Annotated in this window: 20 protein-coding genes; 11 read left to right on the top strand and 9 right to left on the bottom strand. The window is 41.9% G+C overall.

What is annotated here, in order from left to right; translation table 11 throughout:
• Nucleotides 1-3: 3 nt before the first annotated feature.
• From PASHI_RS12495 to PASHI_RS12520, 6 genes are all read right to left on the bottom strand, one after another.
• A complete protein-coding gene (locus PASHI_RS12495; RefSeq protein ID WP_082710923.1) occupies nt 4-1,038 on the bottom strand; it encodes a S8 family peptidase in 1,035 nt (344 codons plus the stop codon).
• A gap of 12 nt (nt 1,039-1,050) precedes the next feature.
• Nucleotides 1,051-1,632 (bottom strand): hypothetical protein, encoded by a 582-nt coding sequence (locus PASHI_RS12500; RefSeq protein WP_058584534.1) that lies wholly within the window; start codon nt 1,630-1,632, stop codon nt 1,051-1,053.
• Nucleotides 1,633-2,088: 456 nt separating this feature from the next.
• Nucleotides 2,089-2,577 (bottom strand): hypothetical protein, encoded by a 489-nt coding sequence (locus PASHI_RS12505; protein WP_062565858.1) that lies wholly within the window; start codon nt 2,575-2,577, stop codon nt 2,089-2,091.
• A gap of 81 nt (nt 2,578-2,658) precedes the next feature.
• Nucleotides 2,659-5,280: a zinc metalloprotease gene (locus tag PASHI_RS12510; RefSeq protein WP_062565859.1), complete on the bottom strand. Its 2,622-nt coding sequence runs from the start codon at nt 5,278-5,280 to the stop codon at nt 2,659-2,661.
• Nucleotides 5,280-5,891 (bottom strand): hypothetical protein, encoded by a 612-nt coding sequence (locus PASHI_RS12515; protein WP_062565860.1) that lies wholly within the window; start codon nt 5,889-5,891, stop codon nt 5,280-5,282. Before PASHI_RS12515 ends, PASHI_RS12510 begins: the two co-directional genes overlap by 1 nt.
• A 447-nt stretch (nt 5,892-6,338) precedes the next feature.
• Entirely contained in the window at nt 6,339-6,929 is a 591-nt protein-coding gene (locus PASHI_RS12520) for a hypothetical protein (protein ID WP_062565861.1), read from the bottom strand.
• Between the two features lie 241 nt (nt 6,930-7,170).
• On the opposite strand from PASHI_RS12520, the gene ndk reads away from it, so the two are divergent.
• The 10 genes from ndk (at nt 7,171) to PASHI_RS12570 (ending at nt 18,119) form a co-directional block, all read left to right on the top strand.
• Nucleotides 7,171-7,602: a nucleoside-diphosphate kinase gene (gene ndk / locus PASHI_RS12525; RefSeq protein ID WP_036972405.1), complete on the top strand. Its 432-nt coding sequence runs from the start codon at nt 7,171-7,173 to the stop codon at nt 7,600-7,602.
• A 170-nt stretch (nt 7,603-7,772) separates the two neighbouring features.
• Entirely contained in the window at nt 7,773-8,903 is a 1,131-nt protein-coding gene (gene rlmN, locus PASHI_RS12530) for a dual-specificity RNA methyltransferase RlmN (RefSeq protein WP_062565862.1), read from the top strand.
• Between the two features lie 114 nt (nt 8,904-9,017).
• Nucleotides 9,018-10,829, top strand: coding sequence for a type IV pilus biogenesis/stability protein PilW (gene pilW, locus PASHI_RS12535; RefSeq protein ID WP_062565863.1), 1,812 nt, complete (start codon nt 9,018-9,020; stop codon nt 10,827-10,829).
• Nucleotides 10,826-11,713, top strand: a complete 888-nt coding sequence (locus tag PASHI_RS12540) for a RodZ domain-containing protein (RefSeq protein ID WP_062565864.1) — start codon at nt 10,826-10,828, stop codon at nt 11,711-11,713. Before pilW ends, PASHI_RS12540 begins: the two co-directional genes overlap by 4 nt.
• Nucleotides 11,714-11,718: 5 nt before the next feature.
• The gene (gene ispG, locus PASHI_RS12545; RefSeq protein ID WP_054553525.1) at nt 11,719-12,837 is read left to right on the top strand and encodes a flavodoxin-dependent (E)-4-hydroxy-3-methylbut-2-enyl-diphosphate synthase; all 1,119 of its coding nucleotides are present in this window, start codon (nt 11,719-11,721) and stop codon (nt 12,835-12,837) included.
• 133 nt (nt 12,838-12,970) lie between these two features.
• Nucleotides 12,971-14,245 (top strand): histidine--tRNA ligase, encoded by a 1,275-nt coding sequence (gene hisS, locus PASHI_RS12550; RefSeq protein ID WP_058584526.1) that lies wholly within the window; start codon nt 12,971-12,973, stop codon nt 14,243-14,245.
• 24 nt (nt 14,246-14,269) lie between these two features.
• Nucleotides 14,270-14,890, top strand: a complete 621-nt coding sequence (locus PASHI_RS12555; protein ID WP_055022059.1) for a YfgM family protein — start codon at nt 14,270-14,272, stop codon at nt 14,888-14,890.
• Between the two features lie 9 nt (nt 14,891-14,899).
• Nucleotides 14,900-16,078, top strand: coding sequence for an outer membrane protein assembly factor BamB (bamB, locus tag PASHI_RS12560; RefSeq protein WP_062565865.1), 1,179 nt, complete (start codon nt 14,900-14,902; stop codon nt 16,076-16,078).
• Nucleotides 16,079-16,153: 75 nt separating this feature from the next.
• Complete coding sequence (der, locus tag PASHI_RS12565) at nt 16,154-17,623, top strand: ribosome biogenesis GTPase Der (protein WP_054553521.1); 1,470 nt, start codon at nt 16,154-16,156, stop codon at nt 17,621-17,623.
• Nucleotides 17,624-17,738: 115 nt separating this feature from the next.
• Nucleotides 17,739-18,119 carry a VOC family protein gene (locus PASHI_RS12570; RefSeq protein ID WP_062565866.1) on the top strand — a complete coding sequence of 127 codons (381 nt, stop codon included), beginning with the start codon at nt 17,739-17,741 and terminating at the stop codon, nt 18,117-18,119.
• Here PASHI_RS12570 and PASHI_RS12575 read toward each other — a convergent pair.
• On the bottom strand, nt 18,116-18,556 hold the full coding sequence (locus tag PASHI_RS12575) for a MarR family winged helix-turn-helix transcriptional regulator (protein WP_062565867.1): 441 nt from the start codon (nt 18,554-18,556) through the stop codon (nt 18,116-18,118). The genes PASHI_RS12570 and PASHI_RS12575 overlap by 4 nt on opposite strands.
• Nucleotides 18,557-18,737: 181 nt before the next feature.
• On the opposite strand from PASHI_RS12575, the gene PASHI_RS12580 reads away from it, so the two are divergent.
• Entirely contained in the window at nt 18,738-19,736 is a 999-nt protein-coding gene (locus tag PASHI_RS12580) for an NADP-dependent oxidoreductase (RefSeq protein ID WP_062565868.1), read from the top strand.
• Between the two features lie 52 nt (nt 19,737-19,788).
• Here the strand turns inward: PASHI_RS12580 and PASHI_RS12585 are convergent, their stop codons facing one another.
• Complete coding sequence (locus PASHI_RS12585) at nt 19,789-20,304, bottom strand: TFIIB-type zinc ribbon-containing protein (protein ID WP_062565869.1); 516 nt, start codon at nt 20,302-20,304, stop codon at nt 19,789-19,791.
• Nucleotides 20,305-20,324: 20 nt separating this feature from the next.
• The gene (locus tag PASHI_RS12590) at nt 20,325-20,912 is read right to left on the bottom strand and encodes a DUF4202 domain-containing protein (RefSeq protein WP_055021842.1); all 588 of its coding nucleotides are present in this window, start codon (nt 20,910-20,912) and stop codon (nt 20,325-20,327) included.
• Nucleotides 20,913-21,006: the final 94 nt, after the last annotated feature.

Here is a 21,006-nt window from a genome sequence, read left to right on the forward strand (position 1 = left end):
GCTCTAAGTACCTAAACCACAATCAACGAGCTCCCCTGTCACAGTACCAAAACGCGAGCCATCCATACCATAATATTGGAAATTAATAGTATCTTGCGTGACATTAAATTTTGAAAAGCGCGCGCGGTCAACAGGCACAGTTGAGAAAATATTAACGCCTGGCGCTGCTAGTTCAATTTGACTGCTTCGCTGAGAAAAGATTGCATGATTTTTAGTGCTATCAACCGCTGCGACTGAAATCACACTGTCATAAGAGGCAGGATAGCTATGTAAAGCTTCACCAGCATTTCCTGCTGCCGCAACCATTAATATATTTGCACGAGCAACTTTATCTAACGCTTTTTCTTCAATCGGGCTTGAGTATTTTCCACCAAGGCTCATTGAAATAACCGTTGAACCGGCTTGCTGGCACTCATCAATCGCACCTGCTAAATCCGAAGCGTAAGCCCAGCTACCATTACCTGCAAAAACACGCACAATGTGCATATCAAGGGAATGATCATCGACAATCCCTGTCGTACCAAATTCATTGTCGATTGCGGCAATCGTGCCAGCAACATGAGTGCCATGACCAAATGGATCTTGATACCACACACCAGCACCACCATCGTCTGAGCCTGTAACACCAGCACTCGGCAAATCTGGGTGCTCTAAGGCATAACCGCTATCAATTACACACACTTTTTGTCCGCCTTGATATTGAACTTGATCAGCTTGAACCATCGATAAACCATACGGAATATATTGCGAAGCGCCTTCAGACATTAACTTTCTTGGTACGTCAGGGTAAAAAGTCTTTACGTTTGTAAGCCCTGTAACATTGGCTAACTGAGTTTTATCAATCGAAATTGCAAAACTTTCTAGTGAACTAAGCTCTTTTTCTATTTTAATATTATTTGATAACAACTCAGATTTAAGCGCTGAGGCTTTATTACTATTTGCTTCTAGAACAATTCGCATTGATTGATCAGCTAAAGAAGGAAAACTATAAGCAAGAGCAATGCTTGCCGCTAAAACTGTTTTTTTATTTATCATCATTAAACTCCTTCTCTACTCTGCGTTGTCGTCATTTTTGCTACTTGGGCAATCTTTCACTTGTACATTGCCACTTATTGTTCCGGCATTGTTATAGCCTTGGTATGGACCAGACTCGAGTAACATCACATTCAATAACCCATTTGCACCAAATCCAGATTTAATACCTTCAGAAATATCCATCATGCATGCAAAGCCAACCCCCTCTCCAGGCAGGCTAGGATTGGTTGAGTTATAATTAAACTCAACTTGATACATCCCCTCAGTGCAAATATCTTGTTTGCAGAATAACCGCTCATCACCAGACTCTGCCCCATCAGGCGACACTGGATCTTCACTACATAAGCCTGCACCATAAACCTGTGCGTTAAATGATACTCCTCCAGATTGTTGCCAATCTAATGCAGTTACATCTTTGTAATTTACTTTTCCGCTTACTTCTCCATCACAACGAGCTGCATGTGCTGTAAACACAGCTTTTCCAGCCCCACCCTTTGAATTAAGAGTGCCGCCAGCGTTAACTTGAGCGTCTAACTTTGCACATCCACCCATAATAGCGAATGATGTGATTAACAAACCTAACTGCGCTTTTTTCATATTAATTCCTTGTTGTTTGTTTTTATTAAAAACAGCTAAAACCACTCAATAATAAAATATATTTAATTTATACAATTAGTTATGAGTGACAAAACAAGTAATAGAGGAAGTGAAATGAGAATTCAACACACTAAAAAGGGTAAAAATTATGGCAAGAAAAACAATTAATTTGACTGTAAAAAAACACCTTTATTAACAAACTGTTAAAGACACATTCACACAATATAAGAGTGTATCAATCTGTACCAAAATGTAACCAAGCACTTAAATATTATAAAAACAGATGCAAACTAGCACTTTAGAACTACATAAATTAAACTAAGTAAGGACTTATACAGAAAAGAAAAAAGGTGACCAATCCTATGGCCACCTTTTTAGATCAAACTCAATTAACTATCCAGGGTAATTGGTTTTGATTTGCTAATGTTAACAGCAAAGCCCTTAACATTGATATTTTTATACGCCAGTTAAGCGTTCTCGGCGTTTTTTCCACAATAAGAACTGATAACCAAGTAGGCCATCGGCCTGAATATTGATCCGCCCACCTGCGGCTTTTATCACTTGCAATTGCTTTGGCTTATCGTCGAATTCAAATTTGAATTTATATGACTTCAGTGTTTGCTTAATCAAACTAATGGCAAGCTCGTGCTCTTTTGCAGCCTGAATGGTGACCATTTCATCCTGATTAAAGCGGTACTTAATTTGTTTATTTGTTGCGATTAGTTTCGGCATCAAATTAGCGATATGTTCATTCCAGTGCGCAGACTTTTTTGCGTATTCCATTGAAGCCGCCTCATCTAGCTCCCATGTGGTCAATAGCTCTTCAGGAACATTAAACCCTTTGTTGGTTGAGCTTGCAGCTTGATGGGTTTGCGCACTAGCTTGATCAGGAATAAAGCTTAGAATACATAACCATATTATTGTTATTAATGAACTTTTATACATTAGCAGGCCTTTGTTACAAAGATATTGAAATAAAGGCCCAGCCACCTAGCCGGACCTTTAAGCGCTTAACACAAAATGGTATTAGTCATTAATATGTGCGCAGCGGCCAAATTCAGCACCTGCCGACACCGCATCAACCACTTGCTTAGGGAAGCTAAGTTCACGGTCGCGGCCGTTATCACATACAAATGCCTTATTCGCGTCAATTTCAATTGATAACACTGCGCCAGCAATGCCTGCCATGATCTCAGAACCATCAGCACTTAGGCCAAACATGTTATCGGTAAGTAAGCCTTTTGCTTCAGTAACACCTTGCTTAGCAAAGAACTCTTCTGATGACATCCAGCCAATACCTTTTAAATAAATAGCGCCAACAAAACCGCCAGATAGAGGGCTACCAGCGCGTCCGGTGATCATCGATAAGTCCTCATTTGCATCAAGAACCATCACTGAAGGTAAGCCAAACCCTAGTTCAACTAATTCTTCATGGTTGTAGCCTAGGTCGCAATAGTTGGTCCAGAAATTAGTCGCAGGAATGTTGTCACACCAACGTAAGCTACCAATTTTTTGAGTTGTATTGGTTACTGTATCCCATACTTTTACGCCAGCAGGGCGACGGTTTTCGATGGCGCCAAAGGCGACATAACGACCATTTTCAGAAATAACTGAATTGTCGATTGCACCAAACTCCGTATAGGTATCAACAAGCTCGCCATTCACCCAGGCAATTTGCGTAAAGCCATTCGTTGAACCTGTAATGGTTTCGCCATTACCAGAGATACGATCTGCTCGTGCCCATGCCGTACGACGAATTTGCTCATCGCCATTCATAATAGCGATTTCTTTACCGCTACCATAAGAACGGTCAACCATTTGGGTGCCAGGTAAAACGCTTGCTTTACCCGTGTTTGCATCCCAAACAGTAGGCATACCAACTGAACGCGCAGCTTCGCCTTCAGCACAGCGATTTGAACCATCGTATGGGAAGCGTGTTGTACCAACAATCAATTTACCATCATCATCCATATCCCAGATGCTATGTGAGCTTTGCCCCTGCTGACTTGAAAGCGAGCAACTATTCCCCGTTAAATCTTCAAGCATTGATACTTTGCCAGAGTTTATATCCCAGACGCCGCCTTGCATCACTCCATTATCATTAAAGTGTGCGGTAATAGCAGCTTTAGTGGCTGTTTTGTTCATTGCTGTGCTTGTAGAGCTTAATAAAGCGTAGCCATCAGGGCTTACTAAAGTATCAAACGAATTAGTCGCACTGTCGTATAAGAAAGGAATACCCGAAGAGGTTGTTCCAAGTGCTTTTTTACCGTTTTTAGCGTGATCCATTACAAACGCTGAAATCAGTGGCGTATATTGAATACCATCTTGATAACCGTTGAAGAACATCTCAACTTGTTTAGTTTCACCCGCTGAAACAACTATCTCTGTCATCGCACAGGCATTATCTATTCCCGGGTTTGCACTTTCGTTGTCATTCCAATATTCAGCTTCAGAAAGAATATTCGTTTGCTGAGTTGGATAACCACCGGCATTGATCTCTTGAGTATAAAGAGCATAACGTGCCCCAGGCGTTAAGCCATTAATGGTAAATGAGCCATCTGGGCCGATACGGCCTTGTGTCATGTTACCTGACTGTTGGCTGATCACATCTTCGTAAGGGTTATCAAGGTTACGCGCTATTAAATTCACCCCTGAGTACTCTACTCCCTCTTTTGTTAAAAGCTTACCTTGAATAGAGCCAAACTGTGATTTGTACTCACTGGTAGGATAGAGATCTGAAATATTAACGATGTCATCTTTCACATTAATGGTGTGTTGATTTGCACCAGCACTGCCGCGCACATTAATAAACGGAAACATGGTCTCAATGGCAGAATAATCCAACATACTAGAGCTGGTAAATTTAGTGACACCCTCACAACCTGGTACACCGTCGTATTGCGGACTATAGCTTGCCGACATATACACTAAATGGCCATTTGCTTGCGAGTGAGACATATTGATCGCATGCCCAAATTCATGGGTGAATACCCCACCAACTTGCGTGCCATCGGTATCACTGATATCAACAAACCAGCCATTCATTAAAGCTGTCGCTTCGATAATTTCGCCAGTTTCTTCATCGGCCCATTCAGGGAATGCAATACCTAAAACAGCGCTTCTTGGCACACCAAAATAGTTTTCTAAAATGCCACCATCAGTGTCGTAATTGACCCAAAAGCCATAACCGTTTTCAACACCATAAATTTGATCAACATTTTCTGCTGTCACATCCGCAATGCCTGTTTTCTCAAAAATCGTGCCCTGTACTGACATCTCGAAAGTCGACGTTTCTACATCAGACCACTCTTTCACAGCATTCGCCGTTACTTTGTTGGCTTGCTCAATCGTTAAAAACGTATAATCTCGGTCAAGTTCAGTGTATGCAGGGATCACTGTGCCATCAGGTAAGGTAACATCAACGTTAAATACAGTGCCTTTTTCAAGTACAGTGAAGGTTTCGACATCGTTACCGTCTTTATCTTTGATAAGTTGGCCGCCATCTGTCCACACTGGAATACTGCCTTTTGAGGTGTCCCATTTATATGGCTGCATTGTCGGTTCATGAATATAAAGTGGGCCACCGGCTAACGCACCTGTCGAAATAGTTGCAAGGGTTAATGCTGCTGCGATTTTAGAAAATTTCATTATTGTTTTACTCCAGACAGTTCACCTACTAAATCCATAAAAACTCCCACATCGACTGCACCTGGTGTGGTTAAGAGATTTTGTTGCTCTGCTGATAAGCTGCTGGTATCTAACCCTTCAAAAACGCCTTTGTTAGCAAAAATGTTTTCTACTTTGCCATTGCGCACTACAAATTTACCTTGAGCTAAACCAACGGTCGTTTGAAACCCTGTGATTGATGCTGGCTTATACATAAAGGCAATCACTTGTTCGCCTTCACGCCATTTAGAAAAGCCCTCTGGTGTTGCACCTAAATACACTTTGCCATTGCCCATAGAGCGGGGCTTGATCAAGCCAAACTGACGAAAAGTGTAATTTGAATCGTCTTTTAACTTGCCTTTTGCATCTGACGAAACCTGAATAGTCACTTCGGTATAGGGACGATTATTATCAAAACCATCTGTTACGCTTACCACCTGGCCAGCAATAATGCTCTGTGACTCAACAGCCATCTCTTTTAAGTTTTGTTGTTTTAGTTTCATTGCATTGGCTGCGGGGCTCAAAGTCAGCATGGTGCCAAGTGCAAAAGCTGACGCGCATGACAACTTAGAAAGTGCACTGCGTAGTTTCATTGTTCTCTCCTTTGATTATTCAAAATAAAAATGGAAGTAAGATTTTTGGTTTATAAAAAATCAATTCACTAATATTTTATGATTGAATAAGTTCAGGAATTCACGAAAAAACATGTAGCGTTTTGTACACTTAAATTTAACATTTCGATTACAATTTTATTGTTGCTATTTTTCTCTGAAAAGATAGATTAAAGATTCAAATTAAAAGCAGATATTATTGATTTTAAATGATTTAAAATACCCCCAACTTATCATCGGAAATTATCTTACCCGCACAAAATTGAACAAAAGGTTAACAATAACAGTTGATGTTATTACACTTTTAAGATGCATTATAGAAATGGTAAATTAATAGCAATTAGCTTAGCTAAGTGAGCACGTTCTAAGCGAGTAGAGATTGGGTATGTCAGCAGAGAAACCCGCTGACATTAAGTGAAGAATAGTAAACTAAAACAGCTGAATTTCTTCAGTTTCAAGCGCAAAGGTTTTGCCGTTTGCAAAACTTATATCGATATAAAAAATATGACTACTCTCAACTTCAGGAGCTTGGTTAGGTTTTAGTTCAATAAATATAGGTGCTGTAGTGGGTAATACGCTCGTGAAGTCTTCTACACTGGCATAGTTGCCATCACTGTAATAATCAAAATCATTAACAAACATCTCTGTGATATCAAACACACTATTTAAACTCATACCCGCAGTGAGTTCATTGTTGTAATCAGCGCTTGAGTATATATTAATCGCTGTAATGGTGTTCGCGCTCCCTAGTACCACTGCAGGGATAGCACACTCTGCATACTCTTTATTAGGGTCGGGCTCATTTCCTTCACTATAAACGCCTTCACCAACACCGCCTAATTTAATGGTATAGGCATCATAAGCGAGTGCTGTATTAGCCTCGTTTTGCTCTGGGGTGACAACATAATTATTAATATCGATTGCAATGGGGTAAGGTGAGCACTCAAGCTCATCGTTTGAGTCTGAATTACAACCAGCTAAAAAGCTTGCAAGTAGAGTGACCAGTAAAAGATTTTTCATTATTGTCCTTATTAGTTTTATCATTTCCTGAGTTAATAATTGCCCATAAAATAGACCACAACAAGTACTTAACTGCTAAAATTCGCTCACACTTTATACCCGTGTTGCTATAGATGGTTAAGGTTCATGAAAATGCCATCAAATGACTATTTAATTAAATTAGGAATTTTCACGTAAAGCGCGTATAATTCGCGCCCGTTAATATTTAACCTTTTAAATTTAAAATTATTGGAGCATAAAGATGGCTTTAGAGCGTACTTTTTCAATCGTAAAACCTGATGCAGTTGCTAAAAACCACATCGGTGCTATCTACAACCGTTTCGAAACTGCTGGTCTTAAAATCGTTGCAGCTAAAATGGTTCACCTTTCAAAAGAAAAAGCTGAAGGTTTCTACGCTGAGCACAGCGAGCGTCCTTTCTTCGGTGCTTTAGTTGAGTTCATGACATCTGGTCCAGTAATGGTTACTGTTCTTGAAGGTGAGAACGCAGTTCTTAAAAACCGTGAAATCATGGGTGCTACTAACCCTGCTGAAGCACTAGCTGGTACTTTACGTGCTGACTACGCAGACAGCATCGACGAAAATGCTGTTCACGGTTCTGACGCTGTTGAATCAGCTGCACGTGAAATCGCATACTTCTTCGCTGACGAAGAAATCTGCCCACGTACTCGTTAATTTCGAGTTCACAGCTAAGTCTGTGATGCAGAAGAAAAAGGGCTTTCGGGCCCTTTTTTAGTCATTAGCTAAGCTTATTGTAAATATGTTTAGCTAATGACTAAGTCGATTAAATAATATACAATCGCGCACCCAAACTACTTACCACCGTCACTGATTGAGGTTGTTTCATGGCCACTGAAAAAAAGATTAATTTATTAGATTTAAACCGAGATGCAATGCGTGAGCTTTTTGTATCATTCGGTGAAAAGCCATTCCGTGGCGATCAGGTGATGAAATGGATTTATCATTTTGGTGTAGACAATTTTGACGACATGACAAACGTCAACAAAAAGCTAAAAGAGAAACTAAAAGCTGAATGTGAAATTGTTGCTCCTGAAATCTCAGTTAAGCAAGTAGCAAGTGATGGCACCATCAAATACGCTCTGATGCTACAAGGTGGCCAAGAAGTAGAAGCTGTTTGGATCCCAGAAAAAGACCGTGCAACTTTATGTGTTTCATCACAAGTAGGTTGTGCCCTTGAATGTACTTTCTGCTCAACAGCACAACAAGGCTTTAACCGTAACTTATCAGTATCTGAGATCATCGGTCAGGTATGGCGTGTTGCAAAAGACATTGGTTTAGATGGCGATAGCACTAAGCGACCAGTTACTAACGTGGTAATGATGGGTATGGGTGAGCCATTACTAAACCTTAAAAATGTAGTACCAGCAATGGAACTTATGATGGACGACTGGGGTTTTGGTTTATCAAAGCGTCGCGTTACATTAAGTACCTCTGGTGTGGTACCTGCTCTTGATTTATTAAAAGAGAAAATTGACGTAGCGCTGGCTATTTCACTTCACGCGCCAAACAATGAACTACGTGATGTACTGGTACCAATTAATAAAAAGTACCCTATCGAAGAGTTTTTAGCGGCGTGTCGTCGTTATATTGATGGCTCTAAAGCAAACAAAGATGTGACTATCGAATACGTTATGCTACAAGGTGTAAACGACAGCACAGATCAAGCTCACGAATTGGTTAAAACTCTTAAAGGTACACCTTCAAAAGTGAACCTAATTCCGTTTAACCCATTCCCAGGTAATGAATATGGCCGTTCGAGCAACAGCCGCATCGACCGCTTCTCTAAAGTATTACAAGCAGCGGGAATTACCTGTATTGTTCGCCGTACCCGTGGTGATGATATTGACGCAGCTTGTGGTCAATTAGTGGGTGATGTTGTAGACCGTACTAAACGTTTAGCGAAAAAGAAAATGCGCGAAGATAACGCTATTGCGGTAAATGTTCACCAAGCATAAGCGTAACTTTTAAAGATAAGCCTTTGTGACAAACTCGTTATTTTTAAAATAATAGATGCAACACAAAGGCTTTTCGGTAAGATAGGCATACGGAATCAAAGAAGAGATTAGGTAATGCGTTCTATACTTGCCATTACTGTTAGTGCAATAGCATTAACAGGGTGTGTTACAGAAAACAGCTACAATGGTAGCGACAGACCCGTTGTTGAAAAAAAGATTAATAATACCGGTGCTGCTCGTACTCGTATCGCCCTTGCGTTACAGTACTTAAAGACAGGCAACAACTCGCAAGCAAAATATAACCTAGAACGTGCCGCAGACTTTGCCCCTGACCTTCCTGAAGTACACTATTCTTTAGCTTATTACTATCAACAGGTTGATGAACCTGAGCTAGCAGATAAAGCCTATCAACGCGCACTAAAAATCGCCCCTAATGATCCGAACACCTTAAATAACTACGGTGTATTTTTGTGTGGCATTGGCGAATACGACCGCGCAGCAGAAGAGCTTCTTAAGGCGATTTCAATTCCTAGCTATATCCGTGTAGCTGAAAGTTACGAAAACTTAGCCTTGTGCGCGATTGAATTTGATGATTTTGAAAATGCAGAAAAATACCTTAAGTCAGCACTAAATCACAGCTCACAGCGTCCTTCTTCAATGATAAGCCTTGCTGGTTTGTATTACGCAAAAAGCGATCTTCATAAAGCTGAAGATATCATTGAAAAATACGAATCTTTAGGCCGAGTAACACCTCGAGCACTCATGCTCAGCTACTTAATTCAGCAACGCATGGGCCATATTGAAAAAGCTGAAACAACGGCAGGTATTATTCTACAAACCTATCCAGGTTCAGTAGAAGCGAAAACCATTTCATCTGGGCAAACTAAACGCTCAGAATTTGAAGTTCTACGAGAAAAATACCGTCAAGCGCAGCTTGAAGAACTGAAAATCTCAAGCGATAACAGCATAGTTAGCAAAGATCAGCCAAAAATTCGCATCGTGAAAAGAAAAGCGCCTGCTAAACAAGCTGTTGTTGCACAGGCGTCAGTGGCTGCTACCGGGCAAAGCCTTGTAAAGACCACAAATGTTCCAACAACTTATGAACAAACTTCTCTAGTTGAGCAGCCAACTGTAAACAAAACTCAACCCGAGCCACAAACTGTAGCGCAAAGTAATAAGCAGGTGCCTACTGAGGTAAACTCAGACAGCGAAGAAAAGCCCGTAACAGAGACTTTAGCCTCTTCACAAACGAGCGATACAACGCCAGAGACGCTCACAAAGCAAACTGACGAAGGTTTCCAAACAGTTTCCTCTCGTAAAGTTGAACAAACTCCAGTTATTGCAAAGCAGCAAACAGACGCGCAAAGCAATGATGAAGTGACCATAGTGTCATTTGGTGCACCGCAAACGCCAAGCGTTCAACAACAAACGCCAGCAAACTCGCAAAATACCAAAAATGATGCCAGCACTGTGGTGTTTTACGAAGCAGAAAAAGACGAAAACGTATTTAGTGGCAGTCAAACAACGGCGTCAACCGCAAATAGCACTGACTTTAGCGTGACAAACGAGCCGCTTAACTTACCCATGCTGAACGCAAATGTACCGGCGCTGAATATCCCGTATCATATTATTGAAAATGGTGAAAACCTCTTTAGCATTTCGGTGCGATACAATGTTAAACTACAGAAGATTTTGCTGTGGAATGGCTTAAAAGAATCGGATCGTGTACAAAACGGTACTCGCATTTATTTGAACGATCCGAACATTTATCACGACATCAATGATGGCGACACACTCTTTAGCATAGCCACACAGCATAGCGTATTGATCGATCAGTTAATGCGCTGGAACAAATTGAGCCCAGATGTCGCCCTAGAACCTGGGCATAGACTCTTATTGGTAGATCCAGACTCATACGCATTATGAATGAAGAAAACAATTTAGAACAACCACAAGAAACGCTCGGCCAAGCGCTAAAAAAGCGCCGCGAAGACGCAGGAATGAGCCTTGAGCAACTTGCTGGTGCATTAAAGTTATCAGTTTTACAGTTACAACGACTAGAAAACGACGAGCACGAACTACTAGGCCCTGCGACCTTCGTAAAAGGTTATATCAGAAGCTATTGCCGTGAGCTTAAAATCGATAGCCAAGCCATGCTTGAATTACTGCCTGAGCACGTTGAGCCTGAGAAAAAGTCAAAAATGCAGAGCTTTTCTCGCCGCACAGAAAAAGAAGCACATGACAGCCGTTTAATGCTGTTTAGCTACTTTATCGTAGCGGTGATCATTGGCTCGTCTGTGTTTTGGTGGTGGCAAAATAGCAACCAGAATATCGAAGAGCCGGTCACGACTGCGATGCCAAACCAACTTGAAAGCAGTGATATTTCACCTGACTTAACTGTAGAAGCACCAGCTGAAGAAACCATTCAACCACTCGCTGAAGGCGAGCAAGAAATCGCTCAGCCTGAAGCTGATGCGCCAACGACCAGCAACGAAGCACAAAATCAAGCTGCATCACAAAACCAATCTGCTGCTCAGCCACAAACTGAAAAGGCAGATCCTGAGCACAGCGAAGTGGTGATGCACTTCAATGAAGATAGCTGGGTAGAAATTCACGATGGCAACGGCGATCGCATCGCTTTTGGTGTTAAAAAAGCAGGTTACATTATGACAGTAACCGGCCCACAGCCGTTTAATGTAGTATTAGGCAAGCACCAAGTAGTCGACATTACTTTTCAAGGTCAAGCCGTCGATACCTCACATTTTGCCAAAAATCGCTTAGCTAAATTTACTTTACCGTTATCAGAGTAACCGCAATGTTTTCAGAATCTCCTATTAAACGCAGAAAATCGACCCGTATTAACGTAGGTAACGTGCCAATTGGTGATGGTGCGCCAATTGCCGTTCAGTCGATGACTAACACCAACACCCTAGATATCGATGCAACGGTTGCACAAATTCAAGCTATTCAAGATGCCGGCGCCGATATTGTGCGTGTGTCTGTACCAACCATGGAAGCAGCTGAAGCATTTAAAAGCATTAAAGAACAAGTCACTATCCCGCTGGTAACAGATATTCACTTTGATTACCGTATTGCATTAAAAGTGGCTCAGTATGGTGCGGATTGTTTACGTATTAACCCGGGTAACATCGGAAGCGAAGAGCGTATTCGTGCCGTTGTAGACTCTGCACGTGAGCATAACATTCCGATTCGTATTGGTGTTAATGGCGGTTCATTAGAGCGCGACTTACAAGAAAAATACGGTGAACCAACGCCAGAAGCTTTACTTGAATCAGCTATGCGCCATGTTGAGATCTTACAACGTTTAGACTTTGATCAATTCAAAGTATCCGTTAAAGCGTCAGATGTATTTTTAGCGGTTGGTGCGTATCGATTACTTGCCAAAGAAATTGACCAGCCTCTGCATTTAGGTATTACCGAAGCCGGTGGTATGCGCTCAGGTTCTGTTAAATCAGCTGTTGGCTTAGGTATGCTACTAGCCGAAGGCATTGGTGACACACTGCGCGTATCCCTTGCTGCCGATCCGGTACAAGAGATCAAAGTTGGTTTTGATATTTTAAAATCATTACGCATTCGCTCTCGCGGCATTAACTTTATTGCTTGCCCGAGCTGCTCACGCCAAGAGTTTGATGTGGTAAGCACCATGAACCAACTTGAAGAGCGCCTTGAAGACGTGGTTGAGCCTATGTCTGTGTCGGTAATTGGTTGTGTAGTAAATGGTCCTGGCGAAGCACTTGTAAGTGATATTGGCCTTGCTGGTGCGAACCGTCGCTCTGGCTTATACATCAATGGTGAGCGCCAAAAAGCACGTATCGATAACGATAACATTGTCGACCAACTTGAAGGCTATGTGCGCGACTTTATCGCTAAAAAAGAGAAAGAAACGCCAATCGACATCAAAATCGTTGAATAATTCGCATATACTCGGCAAACCCTTGGGTTTGCCGTTTACCTTTACCGCTTAGACGGTATAATGACGGGTCAATTTTTTAGTTTTTCTTGAGGCGCGATTTTTTCAGCGCAAGTACAGTATTTAGGATTTATCAGTGGCAAAACAAATTCAGGCAGTTCGTGGTATGAACGATTGTCTGCCAGGCGATACGCAAATTTGGCAGAAAGTAGAAGACATTTTACGTGAAACAGTTTCATCGTTTGGTTATCAAGAAATTCGTTTTCCAATTGTTGAATCAACCGACCTATTCAAGCGCTCTATCGGTGAAGTAACCGATATCGTCGAAAAAGAAATGTACACCTTTGCAGACCGTAATGGCGATAACTTAACACTTCGCCCTGAAGGTACGGCAGTATGTGTGCGTGCAGGTAATCAAAACGGTTTACTGTATAACCAAGAACAACGTTTATGGTACATGGGCCCTATGTTCCGTCACGAGCGTCCACAAAAAGGCCGTTACCGTCAATTCCACCAATTTGGTTTAGAAACATTCGGCATTGCCACTGCTGATATTGATGCAGAAGTTATTTTGCTGACAGCCCAATTATGGAAAGAATTTGGTATCAGTGAGCACGTTCGTCTGGAGCTTAACTCATTAGGTTCAAATGAAGCGCGTGCAGACTACCGCGATGCACTTGTTGCTTACTTAGAGCAACACGTCGATGTACTTGATGAAGACTCTAAGCGTCGTATGCACACCAACCCTTTACGTGTGTTAGATAGCAAAAACCCTGATGTACAAGCTATTTTAACTGATGCGCCTAAACTATCTGAGCACTTAGACGCTGAATCAAAAGAACATTTTGAAAATTTATGTGAACGTTTAGACGCTGCAGGCGTCGAATACACGGTAAATGAAAAGCTTGTACGTGGCCTTGACTATTATAACCGCACCGTTTTTGAGTGGGTAACTGATAGCCTAGGCGCACAAGGAACCGTTTGTGCCGGTGGTCGTTACGATGGTCTAGTTGAACAACTAGGCGGTAAAGCAACACCAGCGGTAGGTTTTGCAATGGGTCTTGAGCGTTTAGTGTTATTACTTCAAGCACTAGAAAGTGTAGGTGACATCCGCCGTAGTGCTGATGTATATTTGGCAGCCATGGGCGATAAAGCCAGCATTCAAGCGCCAATCATTGCCGCTCAATTACGTAAAGATGTTGCAGGTCTACGTGTTATGGTGCACGCAGGCGGTGGCAACTTTAAAAAGCAATTAAAACGCGCAGATAAAAGCGATGCGCTAGTCGCGGTTATTATCGGCGAAGATGAATTAGAACAAGGCGTTGTGACTATTAAGTACTTACGTGAGCGTAAAGAACAAGTCACCTTAAAACTAGAAGAAGCGAAAACGCTACTAGCTGAACTTATTTAAGCCCAGCTAGCAACAGAGGTAAGCATGGAAATTTATTCAACAGAAGAACAACAAGAAGAAGCGATCAAACGCTTTTTCCGTGAAAATGGTTTAGCACTTGCAATTGGTATTGTTGCAGGTTTAGGTGGTTTATATGGTTGGAAAGCTTATAACCAAAACCAAATCACCACAGCTGAGAAAGCATCTGACTCTTTCACACAACTTGTTGAAAGCGGTGCCGTGCTAGAAAAAGCGGATACGTTTATTAAAGACAATGGCGAGTCAAGCTACAGCACGCTTACAGCATTTGTTGCGGCAAAAGAAGCCGTTGAAAAGAATGACCTTGATGCAGCAAGCGAAAAGCTGAACTGGATCATCACCAACGAGCAAAACCCTGAGCTTAAAGCAACGGCAACAACGCGCCTTGCTCGTGTTCACCTTGCACAAAAGCAATATGAGCAAGCGCTAACAACGCTAAACGCCCAGCTTCCAGCATCATTTGCTGCTGCAGTCGCTGAATTAAAAGGCGATGTTTATGCTGCACAAGGCGACAAAGATCAAGCTCGCAGCCAATACCAAGCTGCTGCTGATAATGGCGGCCTTGAAAACAATCCGTTATTACAAATTAAACTTGATGACTTAGCACAAACTAGCCCAGCGGCGTAAGGGGTTAAGATGAAGAAGTTAACAGCGGCAACACTTGCTCTGTGTATCGCAACCCTGACTGGGTGTTCGTCAAGTGATGACGAGGAAGAACTAGTACTGCCTGAAATTGTTAATCAATTTGAGACAGAAGTAGTTTGGCAAGAATCAATCGGTGATGGTGTTCAGCACTATTTCTCGCGCTTAACACCGGCTATTCATAACGATGTTGTGTATGTAGCAAACCGCGAAGGTGAAGTTGAAGCCCTATCGCTTGAAAATGGCGATACGCTATGGCAAACAGATGTGCGTGAAAACCCAGCTTTCTGGCCTTGGGAAACCACAGAAAGTGCCAAGTTATCGGGCGGTATTTTACAAGCTTACGGCAAAATCTTCGTTGGTTCTGAGCATGGTTACTTAACTGCTCTTGACCGTGAAACAGGTGAAATTGTTTGGCGTAAAACGATGCCAGGCGAAGTACTTGCTAAACCAGCTGCAGGCGACGGCCTAATTTTTGTAAACCTAGGTTCAGGTAAATTATTAGCTGTACACCCAGATACAGGTGAAGAGCGTTGGAGCTTTGAACAAGAAGTGCCACCTCTGACGTTACGTGGTCAAAGTTCACCAACTGTAGCCAACGGTGGTGTATTGCTAGGCCTTGAAACAGGTAAATTAAGCGTATTAATTTCTGAAAATGGTTACTCTGCGTGGAGTGCTGAAATTGCTTCTCCAAAAGGTGCGTCTGAGTTTGAACGTTTGGTTGATGTAGATACACAAGCATTAATTAGCGGTCCATATGCTTATGCAATCGCCTATAATGGTAACTTAGCAGCCGTTGATATTCGTTCTGGTAATGTTGTTTGGAAACGTGAGTACAGCAGCTACCGTGATTTATCAATGGATAGCCAGTCTATCTATGTTGTTGATAGCGATGGTGTTGTTTACGGTCTAGATAAAACATCAGGTATTGAGCGTTGGAGCCAACCGGCACTGCGCGGCTGGTACTTAACAGGCCCTACCGTGGCTGGTAAATATTTAGCACTAGGTGACCAAGAAGGTAACCTACACTGGTTAGACAAAGAAACGGGTGAGCTTGTATCGCGCGAAGACTTTGACAGCTCAGGTTTCTTTATTGAGCCAGTTGTTGCCGGTGACAAGTTAATTTTATACACCCGAGATGGTGAAGTTAGCGCGGTTAAAATTCCAAACTAACTTACTAATAGTAAACGTTATTTTTCTAAGGCTTCGCTTGGCGAAGCCTTTTGTTGTTTTTTTAAGAGGTAGTTTATGCTTCCCGTGATCGCTCTTGTTGGGCGACCCAATGTGGGCAAATCCACATTATTTAACCGTTTAACACGTACTCGTGACGCCCTCGTAGCCGACTTTCCAGGCTTAACACGAGATAGAAAATATGGCCAAGCTGATTACGATGGCTATGAATTTATCGTGGTAGACACGGGTGGTATTGACGGTTCTGAGCAAGGTATCGAAACTGAAATGGCTGAGCAATCGCTACTAGCGATTGAAGAAGCCGATATCGTGCTATTTTTAGTTGATGCCCGCGCAGGTATGACTGCCGCAGACCAAGCGATTGCTAACCACCTTCGTAAACAACAAAAGAAATGTTTTGTTGTGGCAAACAAAGTTGATGGCATTGATGCAGATTCATACTGTGCAGAGTTCTACCAGCTAAGCTTAGGCGACGTACATCACATTGCAGCGGCTCACGGCCGTGGTATCACGCAATTACTTGAAACAACTCTACAGCCTGTTATTGCAGAACTTGCAGGCGAAGCTGAAGAGCTTGAAGAAAGTGATGACGAATTAGTTGATCTTTACAGCGAAGATGAAGAAGGCGAAGACAACCAGCAAGCCTTTGCTGACAAACCAGTAAAGCTTGCTATTATCGGTCGCCCTAACGTTGGTAAGTCAACACTTACAAACCGTATCTTAGGTGAAGAACGTGTAATCGTTTACGATATGCCGGGTACAACCCGTGACTCTATCTATATTCCGATGACACGTAACGACAAAGAGTACATTCTTATTGATACTGCGGGTGTTCGTAAGCGTAAGAAAGTAAGCGATGTTGTAGAAAAATTCTCTGTGATCAAAACCCTTAAAGCGATTGAAGACGCTAACGTGGTATTGCTTGTGGTTGATGCGCGCGAAGGTATTTCTGATCAAGATTTAAGCTTACTTGGTTTTGCCTTAAACGCAGGTCGTTCATTGGTTGTTGCTGTTAACAAATGGGACGGCCTTGATGATTACGTTAAAGAACGTATTAAGTCAGAGCTTGACCGTCGTTTAGGTTTCATCGATTTCGCACGTTTACACTTTATCTCTGCTTTACATGGCACAGGTGTAGGTCACTTATTTGAATCGGTAGACGAAGCATACGAGTCAGCAACTAAGCGTATCAGCACAGCGATGCTGCGTCGTATCATGGATATGGCTCAAGCTGATCACCAACCGCCACTTGTTCGCGGTCGTCGTGTAAAACTTAAATATGCTCACGCAGGTGGCTATAACCCACCACGTATCGTGATCCACGGTAACCAAGTTCATGACTTACCTGATAGCTACAAACGCTACTTAATGAACTACTACCGTAAAGCATTAGGTATTATGGGTACGCCGATTAAAATTGAATTTAGAGAAGGCGATAATCCATACGCGGGTCGCACTAATAAAGTGACTTTATCGCAAAAACGTAAAATTCGTGCATTTGCGAAAGAAAACCGCAACAAGTCGTAATTTCTACAGCTAAGCTTTAAGTATTAAAAAAACCTTGTGAGTATGACTTACAAGGTTTTTTTATTACTAAAACTATGCTTTATTTAATAAACGAACAATAAATAGAGCAGCATAAATGGACTTTTTAAGTCAGGTTATTTACGTCGATAACGTAGAAGAAGTACTCGACTTTTACTATCAAGCATTTGGTTTAAATACCAACCATATCAGTGACGATGCCGAATACGGTGAACTTGTGACAGGATCTGTAAAACTTGCTTTTGCGACCCACCCGCATGCGCAATCATACTTCAAGCAAGGCTATATTCGCGCCCATCCTAAGCAACCAGCTCTTGGTTTTGAGCTAAGATTCAGCTGCCATAATTTAGTCGAAAGTTACGATAAAGCTGTGCTTGCTGGTGCTGAGCCATTGTGCCCGCCAACTAAAAAAGACGCCCAGCATTATGCGTATGTTCGCGCTATTGAAGGCACTTTAGTGTGTTTAGTAGAAGATTAGCTTTTTGTAAGGTCCGTTTTTGTTAGGTCAGTATGCAGCTCAAGGGTTAACTCGCGTAATAACTCGATTCGCTCCAAACTCATATTTGAGCGTGCCATTAACTTAGCCGTTAATTCTTCAGCATCAACTTTAAGTTGCATGCCCTGCTCTGTTAACGAAATTACTTTTTTACGCTCATCTTCACTTGATACCTGACGAGTCAATAAACCTTTGCTTTCTAGGCGCTTAACTATTGGTGTTAAGGTGCCAGAATCGAGGTGCGTGTCATGAGAAAGTGCTTTTAAGCTCACTTGGTTATTATACCAAAGTGAGTGCATCACAATATATTGCGGATAGGTTAAGTCATAAGCTTCGAGGATTGGTCGAAACGCTCTGATCAACGCATTTGTTGCACTGTATAAAGTGAAACATACATTGTCTGATAAGTTGTTGCTCATGCTGCTACCCTAAACTGAAATACAGCCGTATTATTGCCTTAATTTAGTTTGCGCGCAAATTATTTTCCGACGATCTATTGCCTTTTATAGTAAAGATCATTAAATTGATCGCAAATAGTTTGCGCACAAATGTTTTGTGCAACTCATTAATTGATTCTAATCTAGCAGATTCGAGGTTTATATGGCGACAAGTCAACAAATTCATTTAGTTTCACGCCCAACGGGTGTACCAACACAGGCTAATTTTGCGCAGGTAGACGTAACACTTCCTGATTTGAACGACGGCGAAGTGTTAATTAAAAATACCTGGATGTCAGTTGACCCCTATATGCGCCCGCGCATGATTGATCGTAAATCATATATCGCGCCATTTAACTTAAACGAAGTGATGGAAGCCGGTGCTATCGGCGAAGTAGTTGAATCACGCAATGATGACTTTCCTGTTGGTAGCAAAGTAAGTCATATTAGCGGCTGGCGTACCATGCACATTAGCGATGGCAGCGACTTAACGTTACTGCCAAACGTACCATTACCAGACCAACTGTTTTTAAGTACTATGGGCATGACTGGGTTAACTGCATGGGCAGGTTTAACAAAGGTAATTAGCCTAAAAGAAACCGATACCGTGTTTGTTTCAGCTGCATCAGGCGCTGTAGGTAGCGTTGTTTGCCAAATTGCTAAGCTAAAAGGCTGTAAAGTGATTGCTTCGGTTGGCTCTGACGAAAAAGCACAAATGGTTAAAGCGTTGGGTGTTGATGCAGTAATTAATTACAAAACGGTAGCAAACCTAACAGAAGCCCTTGAACAAGCGGCACCACAAGGCATTGATGTGTACTTTGAAAACGTAGGTGGCGATCACCTTGAAGCCGCACTCAATGTAATGAACGATTACGGCCGTATTCCTGTATGTGGCATGATCTCAGGTTACAATAACGACACTGCACAACCTGGGCCAAGCAACCTGTTTTATATCAACTCGAAAAAGCTCACCATGCAAGGCTTTATCGTGATTGATTACTTTGATCAGTTCCCTGAGTTTATTGAACAAATGGGCGCGTGGATCAGCGAAGGTAAAATTAAATCTGAAGAAACGGTATACCATGGCATCGAAAATGCCGTTGATGCATTTCTTGGCCTGTTCGAAGGTAAAAATAAAGGAAAAATGCTAGTTAAGCTTTAACGCTTAGCATGCAAATAAAGCCTGTATCTTAGTTGGTACAGGCTTCTTATTATCAGTCATTCAAAATCGATAAATACGCAAGTTCTGCTAGTTTCTCTAATGATGACGTTGCATTAGACTCAGGCTTTTCAGCATGAACTGAGTAGCGCCTTTTTGGGATTTTAACTTGAATAAAACCATGATTATTGGCCATATCAATACGCAGCATTTCACGTTCTTTTGGCGTTAAATGATTTTCATGGATCTTTTCAAGCTCACCATGATCAAGCCAAATAGCAGCACAATTTGGACATTCGTCTATTTCAACCACTTTTAGTGGGGTGAAAAAGCGTCGCATCATCACCACGTCAGGGCAATTCGGACAATTAATTCGCTTTGCTAAATCAACACATTCTGTTGGCAGGGTTTGTAAATGAGCCACCAGCACTTGCGCGGGTTTTAAATTCGGATCGCTAAAGTGAAATATTTGTCGGTTATCAAAAAATACCCCACCGCTTTTTGATAAATACACGTTAACGTCGCCAATGCTCACTGCTTCAAGGGCTGTTTTAGTACGCGGGCAAAACATAGTACATCCTTGTTTTATAATTAATTTAGCGCTTTTGTAATTAACGGTTTAAGCGGCTCAGGTAAGCTGATGTTACCAGCTAATACAAAGTCATGTGCTTCATTTGACATTTTTTGCCATGTTTTACGAATAATACCCAACCATTTTTGCTCATCGTAATCAGGCTTACTACTTGCAAAATCAAGCATGTAATGCTCAATAAACACAAGGCTTGCAATGTCTTCAATCAATTGGCTATCAGGGTTTCGTTTTATGTTCTTTTTAGCAACGGCTGCGTATACGCGCTCACATTCTTCCGGCGCGTAACCCGCCGTTTTCATAAGGGCTGTTACACGCTCGGCATGAAAGTCATATAAAGCAGTACGCCATTGATAATAACCTTGCTTACCCATAGGAAAATCACTGCGAGGAGAGCGCCAACGCTCAATATGTTGGCCTCGCGCAGCAATATGCATCAACTCATCGGCTTGTGGATTAAAGCGGTTTAGCATATCGGTCATACGCATTGCATATAAAGACTCTTTTGCTAGCTCTTGATCATCTTGTTTTACACGATTTGGGTCGACAGCATTCGCTGCATCTATCGCTTTTATAACGGCTTGGTACATAGTGTTTAATCTTACTTGTGCTTGCAATTCATTGTATTTAGGTACAATTATTTTTTTAACTTGCTAAAAATTCAACTAAAATTCTAGATCTTCG

Source organism: Pseudoalteromonas shioyasakiensis, assembly GCF_001550135.1.
Taxonomy (GTDB): Bacteria; Pseudomonadota; Gammaproteobacteria; order Enterobacterales; family Alteromonadaceae; genus Pseudoalteromonas; species Pseudoalteromonas shioyasakiensis.